Source organism: Micromonospora sp. NPDC048169, assembly GCF_040652815.1.
Classification (GTDB): Bacteria; Actinomycetota; Actinomycetes; order Mycobacteriales; family Micromonosporaceae; genus Micromonospora.
In genome coordinates, this window is sequence record NZ_JBEZMS010000009.1 from 158,627 (window position 1) to 179,184 (window position 20,558).

General features: G+C 73.3%; 15 protein-coding genes. 4 read left to right on the top strand and 11 right to left on the bottom strand.

Annotated elements, in window-relative coordinates; translation table 11 throughout:
* Positions 1-12 precede the first annotated feature (12 nt).
* The 8 genes from AB0D28_RS11170 to AB0D28_RS11205 all read right to left on the bottom strand — a co-directional run bounded on the left by AB0D28_RS11170 (position 13) and on the right by AB0D28_RS11205 (position 8,805).
* The gene (locus tag AB0D28_RS11170) at positions 13-1,020 is read right to left on the bottom strand and encodes an ABC transporter ATP-binding protein (protein WP_357384582.1); all 1,008 of its coding nucleotides are present in this window, start codon (positions 1,018-1,020) and stop codon (positions 13-15) included.
* Positions 1,017-2,081: an ABC transporter permease gene (locus AB0D28_RS11175; protein ID WP_357384584.1), complete on the bottom strand. Its 1,065-nt coding sequence runs from the start codon at positions 2,079-2,081 to the stop codon at positions 1,017-1,019. The genes AB0D28_RS11170 and AB0D28_RS11175 overlap by 4 nt, the downstream gene beginning before the upstream one ends.
* Before the next feature lie 3 nt (positions 2,082-2,084).
* A complete protein-coding gene (locus AB0D28_RS11180; RefSeq protein WP_357384586.1) occupies positions 2,085-3,062 on the bottom strand; it encodes an ABC transporter permease in 978 nt (325 codons plus the stop codon).
* On the bottom strand, positions 3,059-4,165 hold the full coding sequence (locus AB0D28_RS11185) for an ABC transporter ATP-binding protein (protein WP_357384588.1): 1,107 nt from the start codon (positions 4,163-4,165) through the stop codon (positions 3,059-3,061). Before AB0D28_RS11185 ends, AB0D28_RS11180 begins: the two co-directional genes overlap by 4 nt.
* A gap of 87 nt (positions 4,166-4,252) precedes the next feature.
* Positions 4,253-5,929, bottom strand: a complete 1,677-nt coding sequence (locus AB0D28_RS11190; protein WP_357384590.1) for an ABC transporter substrate-binding protein — start codon at positions 5,927-5,929, stop codon at positions 4,253-4,255.
* A gap of 116 nt (positions 5,930-6,045) precedes the next feature.
* Complete coding sequence (locus AB0D28_RS11195; RefSeq protein ID WP_357384591.1) at positions 6,046-7,116, bottom strand: LacI family DNA-binding transcriptional regulator; 1,071 nt, start codon at positions 7,114-7,116, stop codon at positions 6,046-6,048.
* Positions 7,117-7,344: 228 nt separating this feature from the next.
* Positions 7,345-8,067: an FkbM family methyltransferase gene (locus AB0D28_RS11200; RefSeq protein ID WP_357384658.1), complete on the bottom strand. Its 723-nt coding sequence runs from the start codon at positions 8,065-8,067 to the stop codon at positions 7,345-7,347.
* Between the two features lie 357 nt (positions 8,068-8,424).
* Entirely contained in the window at positions 8,425-8,805 is a 381-nt protein-coding gene (locus tag AB0D28_RS11205) for a YccF domain-containing protein (RefSeq protein ID WP_357384592.1), read from the bottom strand.
* A gap of 116 nt (positions 8,806-8,921) precedes the next feature.
* On the opposite strand from AB0D28_RS11205, the gene AB0D28_RS11210 reads away from it, so the two are divergent.
* Positions 8,922-9,734: an FUSC family protein gene (locus AB0D28_RS11210; RefSeq protein WP_357384593.1), complete on the top strand. Its 813-nt coding sequence runs from the start codon at positions 8,922-8,924 to the stop codon at positions 9,732-9,734.
* Positions 9,735-9,743: 9 nt separating this feature from the next.
* Positions 9,744-10,853, top strand: a complete 1,110-nt coding sequence (locus AB0D28_RS11215; protein ID WP_357384595.1) for a Xaa-Pro peptidase family protein — start codon at positions 9,744-9,746, stop codon at positions 10,851-10,853.
* Positions 10,854-10,860: 7 nt separating this feature from the next.
* Here the strand turns inward: AB0D28_RS11215 and AB0D28_RS11220 are convergent, their stop codons facing one another.
* Positions 10,861-11,880, bottom strand: coding sequence for a hypothetical protein (locus AB0D28_RS11220; protein ID WP_357384597.1), 1,020 nt, complete (start codon positions 11,878-11,880; stop codon positions 10,861-10,863).
* A 118-nt stretch (positions 11,881-11,998) separates the two neighbouring features.
* On the opposite strand from AB0D28_RS11220, the gene AB0D28_RS11225 reads away from it, so the two are divergent.
* Entirely contained in the window at positions 11,999-12,178 is a 180-nt protein-coding gene (locus tag AB0D28_RS11225; protein WP_354869538.1) for a hypothetical protein, read from the top strand.
* 25 nt (positions 12,179-12,203) lie between these two features.
* On the top strand, positions 12,204-14,042 hold the full coding sequence (locus AB0D28_RS11230; RefSeq protein ID WP_357384599.1) for an HEXXH motif domain-containing protein: 1,839 nt from the start codon (positions 12,204-12,206) through the stop codon (positions 14,040-14,042).
* Positions 14,043-14,091: 49 nt separating this feature from the next.
* Here AB0D28_RS11230 and fxsT read toward each other — a convergent pair whose 3' ends face one another.
* Entirely contained in the window at positions 14,092-18,360 is a 4,269-nt protein-coding gene (gene fxsT / locus AB0D28_RS11235; protein WP_357384601.1) for an FxSxx-COOH system tetratricopeptide repeat protein, read from the bottom strand.
* Between the two features lie 679 nt (positions 18,361-19,039).
* On the bottom strand, positions 19,040-20,530 hold the full coding sequence (locus tag AB0D28_RS11240) for a hypothetical protein (RefSeq protein WP_357384603.1): 1,491 nt from the start codon (positions 20,528-20,530) through the stop codon (positions 19,040-19,042).
* Positions 20,531-20,558 lie beyond the last annotated feature (28 nt).

The following is a 20,558-nucleotide window of genomic DNA, read 5'->3' on the forward strand; positions in this document are numbered from 1 at the left end:
GTGTCGGGCGGGTCAGCGGGACACGGGCGCGACTGCCGGGTGCAGCCGGCACGCGACGGCCCGCGCCGGGTCGTCGACGCGCGGCGCGCCGAGCACCGGCACCTGCTCGTCGCACCCGTCGAACGCCTCCGGGCAGCGGGGGTGGAACGCGCAGCCGGACGGCATGGCGCGCAGGTCCGGCGGGGAGCCGGGGATGCCGGTCAGCTCGCGGCGCGGCCCGTGCAGCGCCGGGAACGAGTGCAGCAACCCCTCGGTGTACGGATGCAGCGGCTCCCGGTACAGCCGTGCGGCGGGCGCCTCCTCGACGATCCGGCCGCCGTACATGATCGCGATCCGGTCGGAGAACTCGACCAGCAGCGACAGGTCGTGGGTGATGAACAGCACCGCGAAGCCGAGGCGGTCGCGCAGCTCGGCGAGCTGGCCGAGGATCTGCCGCTGCATCACCACGTCCAGCGCGGTGGTCGGCTCGTCCATGATGACCACCTGCGGCTCCAGCGCCAGCGCCATCGCGATCATGACGCGTTGCCGCATGCCGCCGGAGAGCTGGTGCGGGTAGCTGTCCAGCCGGTCGGCGGAGATGCCGACCAGGCGCAGCAGCTCCTTCGCCCGGGCGAGCCGGCCCGTCGCCGTGCTCTTGGGGTCGTGCGCCCGGATCACGTCGAGCAGCTGGGTGGAGACCTTGTGCACCGGGTTCAGCGAGTTCATCGCGCCCTGGAACACGATCGACGCCTCCGCCCAGCGGAACTCGCGCAGCTGCGCCGGGCTGAGCGTGAGCACGTCGACGGGCGGGCCGTCCGCCGGGTGGTAGATCACCTGACCGCCGCTGACCACGCCGGGCGGGGGCAGCAGCCGGGTCAGCCCGTAGGCGAGCGTGGACTTGCCGCTGCCGCTCTCTCCGGCCAGGCCGAGCACCTCGCCGCGGTGCAGCGTCAGGTCGACGTCGCGGACCGCGCGGACCGCTTCCGCGCCGACGCCGTAGTCGACGCACAGCCTGCGGATCTCCAGCACCTGGTCGCTCATGCGCGCGTCCCTCTCTCGTCGGCGTCGGCGGGCGGCCCGTCGGTGCCCCGCGCCCGCATCGGCACCGTGGCGGTGACCGGCGCGAGCACCGGGGTGAACCCGACCCGCATGCGGACGGCCCGACCGTCGGCGGTACGGATCCGGGTGCGGCCGCCGGTGCGCAGCCGCGGGCTGACGAACTCGTCGATGCCGAAGTTGATCAGCGCGAGCGCGGTGCCGAGCAGCGCGATGGCCAGCCCGGCCGGCACGAACCACCACCAGGCGCCCTGCGCCAGGGCCTGCTGTCCCTGGGCCCAGAACAGGATCGTGCCCCAGTTCCACGACGTCATCGACGAGACGCCGATGAACGCCAGGGTGATCTCCGACATCACCGCGAAGATGACGGTGCCGACGAAGCCGGAGGCGATGATCGCGGTCAGGTTGGGCAGGATCTCGAACCCGATGATCCGCCAGGTCCGTTCGCCGGTGGCGCGCGCGGCCTCCACGTAGTCACGGCGGCGCAACGACAGCGTCTGGGCGCGCAGCACCCGGGCGCCCCACGCCCATGACGTGAGGCCGATGATGAGCGCCACGAGCATGTCGCTCGCCTGGTCGACGAGAGACGTGACGATGATGATCAGCGGCAGCGCCGGGATCACCAGGAACACGTTCGACACCGCCGACAGGCCCTCGTCGGCAGCACCGCCCAGGTAGCCGGCGGTCACGCCGATCAGGATCGACAGGATCGTGGCGAGCACGCCGGCGGTCAGGCCCACCACCATCACGCTGCGCGCGCCGACCAGGATCTGACTGAAGATGTCCTGCCCGAGGTGGGTGGTGCCGAACCAGTGCCGGGCCGAGGGCGCCTGGAGCACGTCGGCGCTGCGCGCGTCCGGGTCGTACGGCGCTATCCACGGCCCGATCACCGCCAGGAGCACGTACACCCCGAGGACGGCGAGGCCGGTCGCGGCCTTGCCGTTGGCGACGAAGCGGAACCGGCGGCGGCGGGCCCGGGCCGCGGGCTGCGCCATCGCGCCCTGGCCGGGGATGACCTGCTCGATGCTGGACGGGGAGAGTGTCATCGTTCAGCTCTTTCGGGTCCGTGGGTCGAGGAGCAGGTACGCCACGTCGGCGAGCAGGTTCGCCACCAGCACCGAGATCGTGATGATCAGGAAGATGCCCTGCATGAGCGGGTAGTCCTTCGCGCCGACGGCCTGGAAGAGCTGGAACCCCAGGCCGGGGTACGAGAAGACGATCTCCACGAGCAGCGTGCCGCCGACGATGAAACCGAGCGACAGCGCGAACCCGGACACGTTCGGCAGCAGCGCGTTGCGGGCGGCGTAGCTGAGCGCCACCCGGCGCTCGGACAGCCCCTTGGCGTGCGCCACGGTGATGTAGTCCTCGCTGGCGACGGTCACCATCATGTTGCGCATGCTGAGGATCCAGCCGCTCATCGACGACACCAGGATGGTCGCCGCCGGCAGGATGCTGTGCTGGATCGCGCTCGGCACGAAGTACGCGTCGAACGCGGGCACCAGCCCCGGCTCGTAGCCGCCCGAGGAGGGGAAGAAGCTGCCCGGCCCGGCGAACAGGGCGATCGCGACCAGGCCGAGCCAGAAGTACGGGATCGAGGACAGGAACGTGGTGGCCGGCAGCAGCCCGTCGATCCACGAGCCGCGCCGCCAGCCGGCGCCGACGCCGAGCGCGGTGCCGAGCAGGAAGCTGACGATCGTGGTGACGCCGACCAGGCCGACCGTCCACGGCAGGCTGTCGCCGATCACCTGCGACACCGGGGCGGGGAAGAACGTGAACGACAGCCCGAGGTCGCCGCGCAGGAGCTGCCCCCAGTAGGCGACGTACTGCTCCCACAGCGAACTGTCGGAGTCCAGCCCGAACAGCACCCGCAGCGACGCGACCGCGTCGGCGCTGATCCGGCCCTGGTTGCGGGAGATCAGCGACTGCACCGGGTCGCCCGGGACCATCCGCGGGATGAAGAAGTTGAGCGTGATCGCCGCCCAGGCGGTGAACAGGTAGAAGGCCACCCGTTGCAGCAGGAACCTCACCGGGCCGCCTCCGTTCCCGCCGCCGTCACGCCGTTGGCCCGCGCGGCCGCCACCGTGTCCGCGTCGTACAGCCAGCAGGCGGCCCAGTGGCCGGGCGCGTCGTCGACCGGGATCGGCGATGGCAGGTCGGTGGCGCAGCGCGGCATCGCCGCCGGGCAGCGCGGGTGGAAACGGCAGCCGGCCGGCGGGCGGATCAGGCTGGGCGGCTCGCCGTGGCCCCGCTCGCCCGCCGCCGCGCCGTCGCCGCCCGCGCCGGTGATCCGCTCCGGGTCCGGCGCCGATTCGATGAGCAACCGGGTGTACGGGTGGGCCGGCCGCTGGGTGACAGTCTCGCTGTCGCCGCCCTCGACCATCCGCCCGGCGTACATGACGATCGTCTCGTCGGCGAAGTAGCGGGCCGAGGCGATGTCGTGGGTGATGTAGAGGATGGCCAGGTCGAGCCGGTCCTTGAGGTCCTGGAGGAGGTTGAGCACGCCGAGGCGGATCGACACGTCGAGCATGGACACCGGCTCGTCGGCGAGCAGCACCTCGGGGTCGGCGCCGAGCGCCCGCGCGATCGCGACGCGCTGGCGCTGCCCGCCGGACAGCTCGTGCGGGAACGCGTCGAGGTAGCGCTCCGGCGGGGTGAGCGCGACCCGGGTCAGCAGGTCGGCCAGCGCCTTCTCCAGCCCGTCCGGCCCGGTACCGGCGTTGCCGTGGACGCGCAGCGACCGGGTCAGGTGGTAGCGGACCGTGTGCACCGGGTTCAGCGAGGCGAACGGGTCCTGGAGGATCAGCTGCACCCGGCGTACGTACGCCCGGAACCGTCGCCCGCCGCGTACCCGGGTCGATTCGCCGTGCAGCCGGATGTCGCCGCCGGTGCGCGGATAGAGCTGGGCCAGCAGCCGGGCGACAGTGGACTTGCCGGAGCCGGACTCGCCGACCAGCGCTGTCACCCGTCCCCGGCGCAACGCGATCGATACGTCGTCGACGGCGTGCACCACCGCCGGGGTGCGGGAGAGGAGGTCACGCAGCCGCCGGCGGACGGGGAAGTGCTTGGTCAGGCCGACGGCCTCCAGCACCACCTCGTCGGTCGGCGCCGGTGCGCTCTCGGTCAACGTCATGCCGCATTCCTGTCTGGGGTTGCCGGTAGCGAGGGGTGGGCGCCGCCGGCCCGGCCGCGCGATCGTGGCCGGACCGGCGGCACCGGGTCAGCCGGCGGCCGGCTTGAGGTGCAGCACCACGTCGACCGCGTTGGGCTGGGTGGGCTGGAGCGCGCCGTACGGGTTCGAGTCGTCCGGCCAGCCGGTCCAGTTCTTCGTGCTGTACGCGCCGCCGATGTTGTCCGCGCCGACCGGGATCATCGGCACCTGCTCGACGAAGATCTTCTGCAGGGTCGCCAGCGCGGTGGTACGGGTGGCGTCGTCGGTGGCGTTGGCGTACGACACCAGCGCGTCGGTGGCATCCTTGCTCTGGAACCGGCCGAAGTTGCCCGCCGGGGAGGCGGTGCCGACCGGCTTGAGCACACGGCCGTCCATGACGGTCCGGTAGATGTCGTACGGCGTGGCGCCGGACTCGGTCCACCGGAACGTGGCCTCGAAGTTGCCCTGCTCGACGTTGCGGAACCAGGCGTCCTGGTTGGCCTTGTCGATCGTCGCCGCGATGCCGATCTTCGCCAGGTTGCCCTTCACGATCTCCAGGCTGGTCTGGTAGTCGGACCAGCCGGCCGGGTCGGTCAGCCGGATCGTGACGGCCTTGCCGCTCTTGTCCTTGAGCGTGTTGCCGTCCAGCTTGTAGCCCGCGCCGGTGAGCAGCGCCTTGGCACCCTCGACGTCGACCTTGTGCTCCTGGCCCTTGTACTCGGGCGCGATGAACGAGTCACCGGCCGGGCTGGGCAGACCGGTCACGCTCTTGACCTCGGGGTGGAAGTAGCCGGCCTCGGCGGTGGTGAAGATGTCCGCCCGGTCGACGACCATGTTCATCGCCTTGCGCAGCGTCGGGTCGTCGAACGGCTTCTTCGTGGTGTTCAGGTAGAGGCCGTGGATGCCCAGCACCGGCGGCGCCCACATCTTGTGGTTCTTCTGGTCCTTGGCCACGAACACGGTCTGGTAGTTCGGGATGAAGACGAAGCTCCACTCCGACTCGCCGTTCGCCAGCGCGGTGGTCTGCGCGCTGTTGTCCGTGTAGGACGTGTACCGCAGCTCCTTGACCTTCGGCGGGTCCTGCCAGTAGCCGCTGTCGCGTACGGAGAGCGTCGTGGTCGCCGGGGTGAACGACTTCAGCGTGTACGGGCCGCTGCCGACCGGCTGCTTCACCGGGTCGGTGGCCGGGTCGGCGATCTTCTCCCACAGGTGCTTGGGCACGATCGGCACCCGCCACAGCACCTTCTGCTGGTTGACGAACTGCGGGCTGGACATCGAGATGGTGACCTCGTTGCCGCTGGCCACGGCGTCGGTGTACGGCACACCCTGGTCGTTGAGGGCCGGGAACTTCTTCACCAGGTTGTAGGTGAACGCGACGTCCTCGGCGGTGACCTTCTGCCCGTCCGACCAGGTGGCGTTCTCCCGGATGGTCACCTTGACCGTCTTGTAGTCCGACGACCACTCGGCCTTGGTGGCCAGCCACGGCTTGAACGGCTCGGCCGGCTTGACCGGGTTCCACATCATCAGCGGCTCGTAGATCTGCCACCGGTAGCCCAGCGACGCGGCGGCCGAGGTGGTGAGGAACGGGTTGTTGTTCTCCGCCTGCGGGCCGTTGGGCATGCCGACGTTCAGCACCGTCGCGGCCTGGCCGTTCTTCTTGTTCGCGTTCGGGCTGTCGCCGCAGGCGGCGGCGCCGGTGACCATCGCGCCGGCCAGCGCGAGGGCGAGGAGTTGCCGTCTTCTCATGGAGGTCTCCCTCGGTAATCCCGCATTCCTCGGGCGGGATGTGGTGGATGGAGGGTGTGCGGTGGTGCCACCGGCGGGCGGACCCGCCGGCACGGTCGCCGGGTACGCGGGGTGGGTCAGGTGACGCGGGCGCCCGTCGGCTCCCGTGTGTCCGCCGGGTCCTGTGTGGTCGGGTCGCTCGCGTTCCCGCTCACGCCGGTGGAGTCGCGGGCGGTGAAGCCGGTGGGGATGACGGTCGGGGTGTCAGGTAGCGGGGTGCCGGCGAGGTGGCCGATGAGCAGCCGGGCGGCGGCCGTACCCATCTCCCGCAGGGGTTGGCGCACGGAGCTCAGCGGCGGGTGGGTGTGCCCGGCCAGCGGGAGGTCGTCGAAGCCGACCACCGCCACGTCCTGCGGGACGCGCCGTCCGGCGTTGCGCAGCGCCTGCAACGCCCCGGCGGCCGACAGGTCGTTGTGGGCGAAGACGGCGTCGAACGGTACGCCGTCGGCGAGCAGCCGCCGCACCGCCGCGCGCCCGCACTCGACGGTGAAGTCGCCCTCCACCACCCGTTCCGGCTCGATCTCCAGGCCGGCTTCGGCGTACGCGCCGGCGAACCCGGCGAGCCGCTCCCGGGTGCAGCCGAACCGGCGCAGGCCGGTGACGACGAGCGGCCGTCGTCGCCCGAGCGCCAACAGGTGCGTCGCGGCGGCCCGCGCCCCTGCCTCGTTCGTGGTCCGCACCGACGGGAAGCCCGGCTGGTGGCCCCGGTCGTCGATGAGGATCACCGGCAGGCCGCGGCGGTGCAGTCCGGTGATGTAGTCCAGCGTGCCCTCGGGCTCGACCACGAGCAGGCCGTCGAACGACTTGGCCGACACCTGGGAGGCGAACCGGCGCATCGACTCGTCGCCGTGGGTGCAGGTGAACAGCAGCATGCCGTAGCCGGCCGCCTCGACCACGTCGGCCGCGCCCTGGAGCACCTCGCTCATCCAGGGCCAGGTCAGCGCCGGCACCAGCATGCCGACCACCCGGGTACGCCCCCGGGCCAGCCCGACCGCGCGGGCGCTGGGCACGTACCCGAGGTCGCTGATCACGGCGCGGACCCGGTCGGCGGTGCGCACGTGGACCTCACCCTTGCCGTTGAGGACCCGGGAGACCGTCGTCTTGCTCACCCCGGCGCGGGTGGCCACGTCGGCGATGGTGATCGGCACGTGACGCTCCTGGGTCGCAGGGATGTGCGGGGTGTTTCGGAACCGGTTGCGGAAGCGGTTCCGTGGCAGTCAACCCAAGTGGCGTCGGTCACGTCAATCACAGATGGATAACGATGTATTACTAAGTTCGAGCCTTGAAAAAAGCGCCCGGGCTGGGGGTCTGCCGATCACGGTGATGAGCAGGGTCGATGCCTCGTCGTCGGGCGCGCCGTCGTCCGAAATGGATGCTCAGGCGCGCGCGTACACGTCGCCGGAGTTGGCCTCGTCCGGCAGCGCGCGCAGGTACGCGGCCACCTCGGCCGCGGGGCGCCAGCCCGGCAGCGCGAACCGCATCTCGTCCCCGAGCGCCACTGTGAAACCGGTGAAGCCGAGCGCGGTGAGCCGGTCCAGGCAGCGCGCGGCCAACTCGCGGGCGATGGTGGTGAACTCGAACGACAACGCCGGGACCGGCCGGCTCAGTCCGGCCAGCACGGCGTCCTCGAAGCCCTCCACGTCGATCTTGACGAACGCCGGCACGCCGTACGCGGCCACGAGCGTGTCCAGCGTGGTCCCCGGCACCTCGATCTGCGCGTCCCAGGTCTCGTCCGCCCAGCCGGGTGCCCCGACGGCGGCACGCACGAACCCGGGGGAGGCGGTGGAGACGGTCGGGTTTGCCGAGTTCACGTGCAGCCGCACCGGATCGGCGGTACGCCCGCAGGCCGCCTCCACCACTGTCACCGCACCGTCGCCCGCGTAGATCTCGCGCAGCGCCCGGGCGCACAGCGGCTGCGGCTCGACCGCCACCACCGTCGCGCCGAGGCGGCGGAAGCTGCCCAGCCGGTCGCCCACGTGCGCGCCGACGTCGAAGACCAGGTCACCGGCGCGGACCAGCGGGGCGTAGAACGCGTCCAGGGCGGAGTCGCGCGCCGGATCCCCGTGATAGAAGTCAAGCGACCGGCGCAGGCCGGCCATCGCCGGGTCCGCCCTGAGCGCCTCGACCACCCCGTCCCGCACCCCTCCGACGCTAGCCAGCGAGCCCGCCCCGCGAGCGTCATTCGTATCCTTGAGGCGAGCACCACATCCTCCTAGGATGCTGTAGAAGTTGTGGCGTGCCACGCCCGCTGAGCGCGTCATGCGAGCCCGCGATGACAACGCCTGGGAGATCTTGGTACGAAGCGGCCCGCATGGGGGCTGCCCGCATGGGGGCTGCCCGCATGGGGGCTGCCCGCATGGGGGCCCTCTCGTACCAAGATCTCCTGCGATCACGGTGACCGGAACGCGGATCCCGCCCATTAGGAGCCGCCCTCGTTCGCTGGCGCCGGGAAGCCGTTACGGGGTTTCGACGACCTCCTGGCCGAGCGGCCACAGCGCCGCCGGAACCAGCTTGAAGTTCGCCACCCCGAACGGGATGCCGATGATCGTCACGCAGAGCGCGATGCCCGCGAGGATGTGCGACAGGGCCAGCCACCAGCCGGCCAGCACCACCCAGAGCACGTTGGCCAGGCCGGAGGGGAGGCCGGCGCCGGGCTTGGGCACGATCGTGCGGCCGAACGGCCACAGCGAGTACAGGGCGAGCCGCAGCGAGGCGACGCCGAACGGGATGGTGACGACCAGGAGGAAGCAGATCAGCGCGGCCACGCCGTAGCCCAGGGCCAGGACGAAACCGCCACCGAAGACGAGCCACAGCAGGTTCAGCAGAAAGCGGATCACCACTCCATGATCCCTCGCGTCCGCAAGGGCCCGGGAATACCGGCGCGAGCGCCGGGTAGAGGAGGACGTGATCGAGCCCGAGTCGGCGTGCCCGTGGCGCCCGGGCGGGCGGTGCCGTGACCCCCGTCGCTCCAGCGGCACGGCGGGAGTTCCGGGAGGCGTACGAGCGGCTGCGCCGGTACTTCATCGTGGCGCTGCAGGCCGGCCTGGCCGCCGGCTTGGCCTGGTACGTGGCAAGCACGCTGCTGAAGAACCCGCAGCCGCTGTTCGCACCGGCGGCAGCTGTGGGCACCATCGCCGCGGCGATCGGCAACCGGATCCGCCGCCCCGCCGAGCTGCTCGGCGGGGTGATCGTCGGTGTGCTGGTCGGCGACCTGATCATCAAGCTGATCGGTGCGGGTCCGGTGCAGATCGGCCTGGTGGTCGCCCTCGCCATCTCGCTCGCGGTGGTGATCAGGGGCAGTGGCGCCGTGATGGTGCAGGCCGGCAGCACCGCTGTGCTGCTCGGCACCGTGGAGCCCAACGCACCCGACCTGGCCGTGCCGCGTACGGCGAACGCGCTGGTGGGCGGCGGGGTGGCGGTGGTGGTGGCGCTGCTGCTGTTGCCGGTGAACCCGGTCCGGGTGGTGCACCGCGCCGCCGGGCCCACCCTGGACCTGTTCGCCAAGGAGCTGACCGCCACGGCGAACGCGCTCGCCGCGGGTGACGCGCGGACGGCCGGGGCGGCGCTGGAGCGGCTGTCGGACATCGCCCGTTCCCGGGCGCGGGCGGCCGGCCTCGGCTTCTCCGGCACGATCGTGGCCTCGCAGCTCTTCATCGTGGTCGGCGAGCTGCTCCAGGCATCCGGCATGACCAAGATCGAGGCGGACCGGATGGCCGGCGTCTGCGAACACCGAGCGGAATCCCGCCCGGACCCGAACGCCCGTTAATCTGCGGAGGTGGGAGTCGATGATCTGTACCCCGCCGCGCGGCTGCCCGCGGCGCAACGCGCGACCGCCGCGGCGGGCCTGGACGCGCTGCTGCTCACCCCCGGTTCCGACCTGCGCTACCTGACCGGCTACGACGCCCGCGAGGGGGAGCGGCTGACCTGCCTGGTGCTGCCCGCCGAGGGTGAACCGACGCTGATCGTGCCGGTGCTGGAACGCCCCGACGCCGAGGCCGCGCCCGGCACCGGTTTCCGGATCGTCGACCACGCCGACGGCACCGACCCGTGGCCGCTGGTGCGGGCGGCGTTGCCCGGCCCGGTCCGTGCCGTCGGCCTGGCCGACCGGATGTGGGCCCAGCAGGTCCTCGCGCTGCGCGACGCGCTGCCCGGCGCGGCCCAGCGGCTCGCCTCCGACGTGCTGCGGGAGATGCGGATCCGCAAGTCGCCGGCCGAAATGGCCGCGCTGGCCGAGGCGAGCGCCGCGATCGACGCGGTGCACCTGCGGATGGGGGAGTGGCTGCGCCCCGGTCGCACCGAGCGGGAGGTCGCCGCCGATCTCGCCGCGGCGATCCGGGCGGCCGGGCACGCCGCTGTCGACTTCGTCATCGTGGCCGCCGGCCCGAACGGCGCGAGCCCGCACCACGGCACCTCGGACCGCCCGATCGGTGCCGGCGAGCCGGTGGTGGTCGACATCGGCGGCACCATGCCGTCGGGCTACCGCTCCGACTGCACCCGCACGTACGTCGCCGGTGGAAGCGCCCCGGCCGAGTTCGCCGACTACTACGCGGTGCTGTGGGAGGCGCAGCGCGCAGCGGTGGCCGCTGTCGCGCCGGGCGTGACAGCCGAGGCCCTCGACGCGGTCGCCCGGGACGTCATCGCCGCCGCCGGTTTCGGTGACGCCTTCCTGCACCGCACCGGGCACGGCATCGGCCTCGACGGCCACGAGGAGCCGTACGTGGTGACGGGCAACCCCCGGCCGATGGAGCCCGGCATGGCCTTCTCGATCGAGCCCGGGATCTATCTGGCCGGGCGGCACGGCGCCCGGATCGAGGACATCGTGGTCTGCACGGGCGACGGCGTACGACGGCTCAACACCACCACCACGGAACTCGTCACGCTGTGACCGCCGGTCACCCCGCGTCGAGGGCCACCAGCCGCTCCCGCACCTCGGCCACGACGGGATGCTCCGGCACCAGGGCCGCCAGGGCGTCGGCGAACGCCCGGCCGGCGGCCAGGTGCCGGTAGTCGCGCAGCGTGTCGAGCGCCGCGAGCAGTTCCAGCCGGACCGGCCCGGGCCGGGACAACTGCTCGCGTACGCGCGGCGGCAACCGCGCGTACGCCTGCGCGCGGAACGCCGGGTCGGTCATCCCGGGCACCTCGAGAAGCAGATCGACCAGTTCGCCGTCGTTCAGGGACGACGGCGAACCGGTGGCGGTGCGGGGCGCGGGCACGACGGTCGCCCGCGGCGGCTCGGCGGCCAGGTGCAGCAGCGCCTGCCGGAGGACGACATAGGACCGGTGCCGCGGCGAGTCGGGCCGGACGATGCCGAAGTGGTCGCCGGGCAGCACTCCGGTGTCCGGGAAGACGCTGCGGGCGGACGCCGGTGACACGACGGCGTCGCTCTCGCCCGCGAACGCCAGCACCCGCATCGACGGTTCGGGCACGTGCACGATCCGGTGCAGCACGGCGCGTTGGGCGTCGAGCACCGCGGCGTTGAGCGGCCGTAGTTCCCGCTCCTGCAGGTTGGCGCGCAGCAGCACCCGGCGGGCCGGCAGGCCGAGGTCGGAACCCGCCGTCGGGCAGGCGTACATGAGCAGGAGGCGGATGCGGGCCAGGTCGGGATCGTCGTCGGTCAGCATCCGGGCCAGGGCCCGCTGCGCCACCAGGCCGCCCTGGCTGTGCGTGACCAACGCCAGCCGGGGACAACCGGCGAGATCGTGGCGCAGGAACGTGCGCAGCCCGTCGGCCACCTCGTCGAACGTCGGCACCTGCCGCAGCGGGTGCACGGACAGCAACGACGTGGCGTAGCGGAAGGCGTGTGTCTCCACGTCGGCGAGCGCGGGATCGCGGCGGATCAGATCGCGCCAGGCCGACCACACCTCGTCCGAGGAGAGGAAGCCGTGGACGAACACCACAGTGGTTGTGGCCACGCCGTCACGCTAGCACCGCGCCGCTCGCCGGGGATGGTCCGAAAGCCGTCGCGCCACGTTGTGGCGATTCGGCAAGCCGGGCGCTGTCGAGGGCCGCCAATATGGATAATGACTCCCCGTGAATCAACCGTACGCAATCGACGTCGACTCGGAGTTAGTCGATCTTGGAGCGGTCTCATTGGACCGCCTTCCTGAGCTTGACCAGGAGATTCTCGGTCCGGTCATGGGCCGGCTGCTGCGCCGTGTCGACGATCCCGAGAGCATCACCAGTGGTTACAATCCGCAACGACTCGACTGATTTCGGCCGTCCGGGTGGAGGACGCATGACCGTCACGCTGCCGCTGGACGAGCCGGTGCGGCACCGGCTCGGCCGCCACCACTTCGGGGCCCTGGCGGCGGGCGGCGGCGACGCCGGCACCGTCGATGAGCTCCTGACCGCCGAGCACAGCTGGCGGCTCCTGCAACTGCGCGCCGTGCTGGACGCGGTGGCCGAGACACCGGAGGCGGCGGGTCCGCTGCCGCCGGTGGCCGACGCCTGGGCGCTGCTGGTCGCCGCGCAACGCCACGCCCCGGCCGTCGTCGACCGGCTGCTCGCGCATCCGCACGTCGGCACCTGGGCCGGTTACGTCCTGCGGCGGCTGCGCGGCTCCACAGTCACCGCCGAGGGTCCACTCTGGGTGGACCTCGGGTACCTGCACGCGCTCGCGGCCGCGGCCGGCGTACGCGCGGGCCTGCCGTCGTTCACGCTACGGGTGCCGGTGCGCGACGGGTTCGCCGCGCTGCCGACGCTCGGTGGCGCCGTGCTGCCGGCCGGGCAGCGGTGGGCGGTGGCCGAGGTCGCCGCCGCCGACGGCGAGGCGACGGTCGCGCTGGACGGCCACCGGGTCGCGTTCGACAGCGCGGGCGGCGGCACGGACGGCTGGTTCGCGCTGCCCACCGTCCGGGCCGAGGCCGGAGGGCAGGAGCTGACGGTCGGGCTGGACTTCCTCGACCCGTACCGGAATCTGCGCAGCCCGACCCCGCCGGACCTGGACACGGTCGCGGCGATCGACCGCTGGCGGACGCTGCTCACCCAGGCGTGGGAACTGCTCGTCCGGGTGTGCCCGGAACGTGCGGCGCCCATCGCCCGTGGCCTGTTCTCGGTGGTGCCGCAACGCCCCGCGGAGCGGTTCCGCACCATGAGCGCGTCGGCCGGGGACGCGTTCGGCAGCATGCTCATCTCCGAGCCGGAGGACGCGCCGGAACTCGCTGTCACACTGGTCCACGAGTTCCAGCACATCAAGCTCGGCGGCCTGCTGCACCTGACCCCGCTGCTGGTCGCCGAGCCGCGGCACAGGCTGTACGCGCCGTGGCGGGACGACCCGCGCCCACTGGGCGGTCTCCTCCAGGGCGTGTACGCCTTCGTGGGAATCACCGAGTTCTGGCGGGCGTACCGTCCGGTGGCCGGCGGCGCGGCACGGACCGTGGCGCACTTCGAGTTCGCCAGGTGGCGGCGGCAGGTCACCGCGACCCTGGCGGAGCTGCGGACCCGGCCCGAGCTGACCGACGTCGGCCGGCGCCTGCTGGCCGGCCTCGCCGACACCGCCGCGACCTGGTGGTCCGAGCCGGTGCCGGCGGAGGTGCTCGCCGCGGCCGACGCCGCTGTGGACGATCACCGGGCCCAGTGGCGGCTGCACCACCGGCGTCCCGACCCGGCGGTGGCGCAGGCGTTCGCGGCGGCCCGGGAGGCCGGTGACGCCCGCCCGGACGGCGACTACCCGGAGCCGCCGGTCGAGGCGGACGCCGGCGCGCGCCGGCTCGACACCCGCGCGGTGCTGCTGCTGTGGCGGCTCACCGACCCGGAGGGCTTCGCGCGGTTGCGCAAGGACCCGTCGAGCGTCGGCGAGCAGGTCAGCGGCGCGTCCGCGGCCGACCTCGCCTACGCCGCCGGTGAGGTCGGACAGGCACACGAGCTCTATCTGGCGGAGCTGTCGACCGGCTCGGCCAGCCCGTCGGCGTGGGCCGGGCTGGGGCTTACCACAGCCGCGCTGGGCCTCGCCCCGGCGGCCGAGGCGCTGCGAAGCCGGCCCGAGCTGGTCCGGGCCGTGCACCGTCTGCTCCGCGCCGGATCGCCCGTCGACCCGGTGGACCTGGCGGCCTGGGTGGGACCCTCCGCGGGTTGACGCCACAGTCCACGGTGGCGGGCGGTCACCGCCACCGTGGACCCCCGGGCTACAGCGGCATCGGATCCAGGTCGCAGTCGCCGCGGACCGTCGGGTCCAGACCGGCGCGGGTCGCCGGGTGCGTGTCGCCGAGGGTCCGGCGGAACGTCGGGCCGATCTCGTCGAGCAGCGCCCGGCCTTCCGTGTCCCGGCCGAGTGCGATCAGATCCATCGCGAGGTTGCCCAGCGCGATCAGCGTGGTCGGGTGCTCCGGCCCGAACACCTCCCGCGCCCGCTCCACCGTCGCCTGGTCAAGCTCGTACGCGGCCCGGTGCTCGCCGAGCACGTAGAGGTCGTTGCCGAGGTTGATGGACGCGGCGAGGGCCAGCGGATGGTCCCCGCCCAGGCGGCGGGTCAGCACCGCCAGGCCCGCCTCGTTCATCGACCGCGCCCGCGCCGCGTCGCCGCGCAGCCGGTGCACGATCGCCGCGTTCGCCCGGGCCGCCACCGTGTACGGGTGCTCGTCGCCGAACAGTTGCCGGTAGTGCTCGCCGATCTCCTCGCTGAGCTGCGCCGCGGCGTCCAGTTCGCCGGTGGCGCGCAGGTCGACGGCGAGACCGAACGCGGCGAGCAGCGTGTCCGGGTGGGCCTCGCCGTACCGGGCGGCGAAGCCGTCGCGTACCTCCTGGGAGAGGGCGCGGGCGGCGACGTGGTCACCGGCCTTGCGCACCGCGGAGGCCAGCCGGCGGCGGGCCAGCAGCGTCTGCGTCTGGGCGCTGCCCCAGACCAGCGGCAGCCGGTCCACCACGTTCTGCATCTCGGCCCGGGCGGGCAGGTACTCGCCCAGTTCCCGCCGGTCGATGATGAGGTTCAGCAGGGACTCCAGCGTCTGTGCGTGGTCCTCGCCGAACAGCAGCACCCGGTGCGCGTAGGTGGCCTGGTCGACGGCGAAGGCCCGCCGCATGTCGCCGGTGAGGCGCAGGCTGACGGCGAGGTTGTGGGCGGCGTTGAGCGTGCTCGGGTCGTCCTCGCCGAGCAGGGCCACGTGCCGCCGGTAGACGTCCTCGTCGATCCGGAGGGCCTGGATGAAGTCGCCGGCGACCCGCAGGTCGGCGGCGACCGCGCCGAGGGCGCTCAACAGCTCCTCGGTGTCCTCGGCGGTGGCGCTCTCGTGGGCCCGCAGGATCCGGGTGTTCAGGTCGGCGGCCTCGGAGTGCCGGCCGAGCCGGTAGAGCATGAAACCGAGCCACTGGCCGACCTGGAGCGTCATCGGGTCGGTCTCGCCGAGCCGCTCCCGCCAGGTCTGGTAGGCGTGCCGGGACAGCTCCAGCGACGCCTCCATGTCGCCCCACCAGTAGAGGTAGCGGGCCTCGTTGTAGACGAGTTGATGCACCCAGCCCTGGGCGGACTCGACCGCGCCGGAGACCAGCACGTGCGGGTACAGGTCGGCGTAGCTCGGCCAGTTGCCGGGCGTGTCCGGGTCGTTGCGGTCGCCGGTGGCGAGCAGCCGGTGGGCGCTGGCGCGCATGGCGTCGCGTTCGCCGTCGTTCATCCGGTCCAGGAGCACCGCCTGGATCAGCCGGTGCATCTGGATCGAGTTGGTGCGGTGGATGACCCGGGCCAGCGCGTACCTGTTGATGTCGCGGATCGCCCGGCCGAGCCGCATCGGGTCGCGCAGCGCGCCGTTGAGGTCGGGGTGGATGTCGGCGTTCTGCGCGCCGCTGAACAGCGTGCGGGGGATGGGCTCCGGGGCGAGGAAGGAACACACCTGCAACAGCCGGAACGCGGCCGGGTTGGCGACCACCAGGCGGTCCAGCGAGACGTTCCACGCGGCCGCCACCGGCAGCTGGTAGTCCATCGGGGGCGCCTGTTCGAGCAGCTCGACCCGCTTCTCCTCGAACAGCCGCAGATACTCCTCGGCCGGCATGCCGGTCTCGGCCCGCCAGGCGGCGGCCTGCTCCAAAGCCAGTGGCAGGTCGCCGAGCGCCTCGGCGAGCCGGTCGGCCTCCTCGTCGGTGAGTTCCGGGCCGCGCCGGCGGAGCAGCTCGACGCTCTCGGTACGGCTGAAGACGTTCACCTCGAGCGTGCGCGCCATGGAGGCCCACTGCGGGTTGCGCGAGGTGATCATGATGCTGCCGGAACCGCCGATGGGCAGGTACGGCAGGAGCACCTCGGGGCTCTCCGCGTTGTCGAAGATCAGCAGCCAGCGCGGGTAGGGCCGCCCGAGCCGCAGCGCCTCCTGCACCGCGAGGCGGGCGCTGCCCACGTCCGGCCCGGCGGTCAGGTTCATCCGGTGGGCCAGCTCGACCAGCGAGGCGCCGATCTGGGTGGCGCGCTCGGCGGGGATCCACCAGATCAGGTCGTACTCGCCCTGATGCTGGTAGACGTACTCGACGGCGAGATGCGACTTGCCCACCCCGCCCATGCCGTGCAGCGCGTGCGGCAGCACCGCCGTGGTGCCGCCCTGAATCTGGCGGTGCAGCAGGGCGAGCAGGTCGGCGCGGCCGGTGAAGTTCGGGTTGCGGGGCGGGACGTTGCCCCAGACGGCGGGGGTCCGGCTGGGGGTGGTGGCGTCCACTGGGGTCGACGACAAACCGGCTCCTTCAGCGGGGACGCTACGGGGGACGTCGGCATCTTCGCCTACCGCCATGATGACATTCGTGCCCCGCGATGCGGGAGTGTCGCGGACGTCGCGTTCGCCCGGCGTGTCCGGCTCGATCGCCTCGCGCAGCCGCCGGGCCCGCCGCAGGTAGCGCCCGGACAGCGCGCGCAGCACCGCCGTCTCGATCCGGGCGACGGAACCGGCCGGGTCCAGCGGCGTGCCGTCCGGGTCGGACAGCACGCGGCCCCACGCCGCCAGCTCCGGCCGCTCCGGGCCGAGCCGGGCCGCGACCGTCCGCCAGACCCGTACCGTGTCGGCCCGGCGGCCGATCGCCAGCAGCTCCTCCCGGACGCCGGGGCGGAAGTCGACGCCCGCCCGCCCCGGCCGCGGCTCGACCAGCGGCCCGGTGAACACCTCGGCGAGGTGCACGTCGCCGGCCTCCGGCACCACCTCGTCGCGGACCACCGCGATCACCGCCGGCTCCAGCGGCGCCGCGGCCAGGCCGGTGGCCAGCCGCAGCGCCGTCGGTGAGGCCCAGGAGACGAACTCGCGTAGCGCCGCCGCCGGATCCCACCGCTGCGGCGCCCGCCGTCGCGGCGGTTGCGGCGCCCGGGCGTACGCCAGCACGGCGGGCAGGTCGACCCAGCGCGGATGACGGCCCGCGATCAGGTCCACCCAGGCGGCCAGCCAGCGGGTCCGCAGCTCCACCACGGGCACCGGGATGGCGTCGGGGTCCGCCCGGCGGCCCAGGTCGGGCAGCGCCCGCAGCGGGTCCGGCTGCCGCCACCACAGGCGGGCGTTCGGCACCCCGGCCCGGGGCGCCCGCAGGCCCAGACGCTGCGCGGCGAGGCCGCCCCGGTGCCACATCTGCTGCGGCAGCAGGTGCACGACGGCCACCGGGTGGCGTTGCGCCCACGCGCGCAGGTGCGGCAGCGCCGCGCCGCTGCGCCAGGCCGGGGCGGCCCCGTCGGAGAGCACCAGGACGATCCGGTGCCGCCGTACCGCAGGCAGTCCCGTCCCCGCGGGCACGGCCGGGCCGTGACGACCGTGGCGCAGCATCACCTCCTCGGGGCCGGTTCCGCTGGTATCGAGGCGGCACACGCGTACGTCGTGGAAGGCCACGTGCCGGCGCAGCAGCGTGACGAAGGTCCGCACCCGGGCCGACCAGACCGACATCGACGGGTGGTCGTCCACCACGAGCACCGCGTCCCAGCGAGCCCGGGCGGCCCGCCGTAGCACGGGCCGGACCAGGCCCGCCTCGGCCTGCGCGGCGGTGGCCTCCTCGTCGTACACGATCAGTTCCCGCGGCGAGACCAGCCGCCGGAAGGGACGCAGCACCTCGGCGAGGTTCTCCTCGCCGGAGGTCGTGCCGGCACCGGCCGGGCCGACGGCGAGCCGGGCCGGCACCGTCATTCCGGGTCCGCCGTCGGCCCGCCACGCCACAGCACCTCGGCGAGACGGTCCCAGTCGGCCTCGCCGCCGTCGGCGGTGGCGAGCTGCACCGCGTCGAGGAGCTGGTCCAGCGTCGGCGGGTCCGGATCGCGTTGCCGCTCCAGGAACGCCCGCACCAGCCCGGCGGCGGCCGCAGGACGCTCGGCGAAGTGGGCCTCCACCATCCCCAGCAGGGTCGCCTCGTCCGGGTCGGCCATCCGCAGCCGCAGGCAGTGGCGCAGGAACGCCGGCGGGAACGCCCGGTCCTCGGTGCAGGTCATCACCACGAGCGGGAACTCGTGGCACCGGATCCGGCCGCCGCGCACCGTGGCCCGGCCGCCCGGGTCGGCCGTGTGCACCGTCACTTCGGGGCTGCGCGGCGCCGCCCGGACCAGCTCGGGAATGGCGAAGCCGCCGTCGTCGAACACGGTACGCAACTGCTGGGGCAGGTCGATGTCGCTCTGGTCCAGCTCGTCGATGAGCAGCACCCGGGGGGTGCGGTAGGGCAGCAGCGCGGTGCCCAGAGGCCCGAGACTGAGGTGCTCGCCGAGTTCCTCCCCGACGGACCGGCCGGGGCTCTGCCCGGCGCGCACCCGCCCGAGCGGGTCGTGCTGCCAGAGGCCGGCGCGGACCGTGTCGTGCGTGCTGACCGGCCAGTGCAGCACCCGGCCGAGGCCCAGCTCCCGGGCGATCCGGTAGGCCAGGCTGGACCGGCCGGACCCGGCCCGGCCGGTGACCAGCAGCGGGCGGCGGAGCAGCAGCGCCGCGTTGACGACGTCCACCTCGCGCGGGTCCGGGTGGCGGGTCGTGACCGGGCCGAGCCGGCGCTCCCGGTCCGGATCCTCGGCGGGCGCCGGCGGCTCGTCCGGCCCGCCGTCGAAGGCACGCCAGCGCGGCGGCGCCGGCCAGCGCCGGTCCCGCTCGGCCGGGTCGATCGGTTCCCCGGTGCCCCGGTAGACGCGCCAGCCGGCGTTCTCCGGCGCGCTCATGCCGGCCACCCCAGCCGGTCGTCCGGCCGGTTCAGCTCCGGGGTGCGGTCCGGGTCGTCCCAGAGCACCACCAGGTGGCGGCCGTTGTGGCGGTCGGTGTGCGGCTCCAGGGCGAGCGCGTCCAGCCGCGCCCGCCGGGCGTGCACCGGGAGGCGCGCGATGCGTCCGTCGGCGGTCATGTCCCGGATCTCCTCCCAGAACTCGGTGTCGGACGGGCGGGTGCGGTGCCAGACGATCACCGGCAGGCCCGCCCGCAGGGCGGTCATCACTTCCTTGAAGCCGAAGCGGTTCTCCGGCGGCGTCGCCGGCGCGGAGCTGAGCAGCAGCGTCGACCAGCTCAGGTCGGCGGTCAGCTCGGCCTCCAGCCGGGTGAAGTACGCCGTGCCGTCGGGCCGGCTGCGGAAGAGGCGGCTGTGCGCCGGCTCGGCCTGGAGGTGTTCCCAGCGGCGTCGCCACGCGCGGTGCCATTCGGGCTGGCGCAGCCGGTCGAGACTGCGGACGACCACCGGGTAGTCCATCGCCAGCACCTTCTGCTCCAGGTGGGCGCTTGCCGCCTCCTTACGCCACCAGGCGACGTCCTCGTTGAGCAGCTCCACCGGCAGGACCAGCTCGACGGCGACGTCGGCCCGCCGGTCCGACCACTCGATCTCCATCTGGTGGACGATCCGCTCCACAGTCGCCTCCAGGTCCGCGTACGCGACGTCGGTGAGCTGGCCGTGGCGGCGGGAGTGCCAGCCCTGCGCGCCCTGCCACTGCCGGTAGTGGGAGACGGTGTAGACGGTGCTGCCGGGGGCGAGGTCCGGCTCGACCTGGATCACCAGGTAGACGTACGGCTCGGGGGTCTGGTCGCCGGCGTTGACCCGCGCCCGCCGCAGGTCCAGGTCCCCGGTCAGGCCCAGCAGGCTGGCCTGCCGCTGGTTGCGGTCGCGGATCGCGCGGGCCGTGGCGGTGTCCACCTCGTGCTCCAGCAGGACCAGGAAGAGCATGTTCGGGGGCAGCCCGCGTGCGGGCGCGTTCTGTCCGGTCAGGTAGACGAAGACGTCCCAGGCGCTGACGCACCACGACGGGGGCGTGGCGGTCGTGTGGGCGGTGGCCCGCTGGTAGAGCCAGCCGAGCGAGTCCGGTCGGTGCGTGGACAGCGCCGGGCGCAGCCTGGTCCAGTCCTCGGGGGTCAGCAGCTCCACCACGTCCATCTCGTGGCGCAGCCGGTGCAGCCGGCCGAGCTGGGCCGCGGCCGGCCCGAAGAGGGCGACGACGTCGACCAGGGCGCCCAGGTCGCCCCGGCAGCCGCGGACGATCTCCGCGCTCTGCGCGCGGGGGTTGCGGTAGTCGTCGAGGCCCTGGTCGGACAGCCGCTCGCGCAGCCGGACGACCAGTTGCTGGCGGCTGTCGGCCTCCTGGAGCAGGCGCATCCCGGACAGCAGCTCGACCAGCTCCTCCTCGATGCGGTGCCGGGGATCGGCGCCGGGAGACGGAAGCTGCGTCATGTGCCATCCGGTTCGTCACGCGGCTGGG

Coding starts and splice junctions, on each gene's coding strand:
- AB0D28_RS11200 (WP_357384658.1), bottom strand. CDS start 8,067: ATGGCCGGCCTGCGCCGGTCGCTTGACTTCTATCACGGGGATCCGGCG.
- AB0D28_RS11185 (WP_357384588.1), bottom strand. CDS start 4,165: ATGACGTTGACCGAGAGCGCACCGGCGCCGACCGACGAGGTGGTGCTG.
- AB0D28_RS11230 (WP_357384599.1), top strand. CDS start 12,204: ATGACCGTCACGCTGCCGCTGGACGAGCCGGTGCGGCACCGGCTCGGC.
- AB0D28_RS11175 (WP_357384584.1), bottom strand. CDS start 2,081: ATGACACTCTCCCCGTCCAGCATCGAGCAGGTCATCCCCGGCCAGGGC.
- AB0D28_RS11240 (WP_357384603.1), bottom strand. CDS start 20,530: ATGACGCAGCTTCCGTCTCCCGGCGCCGATCCCCGGCACCGCATCGAG.
- AB0D28_RS11170 (WP_357384582.1), bottom strand. CDS start 1,020: ATGAGCGACCAGGTGCTGGAGATCCGCAGGCTGTGCGTCGACTACGGC.
- AB0D28_RS11190 (WP_357384590.1), bottom strand. CDS start 5,929: ATGAGAAGACGGCAACTCCTCGCCCTCGCGCTGGCCGGCGCGATGGTC.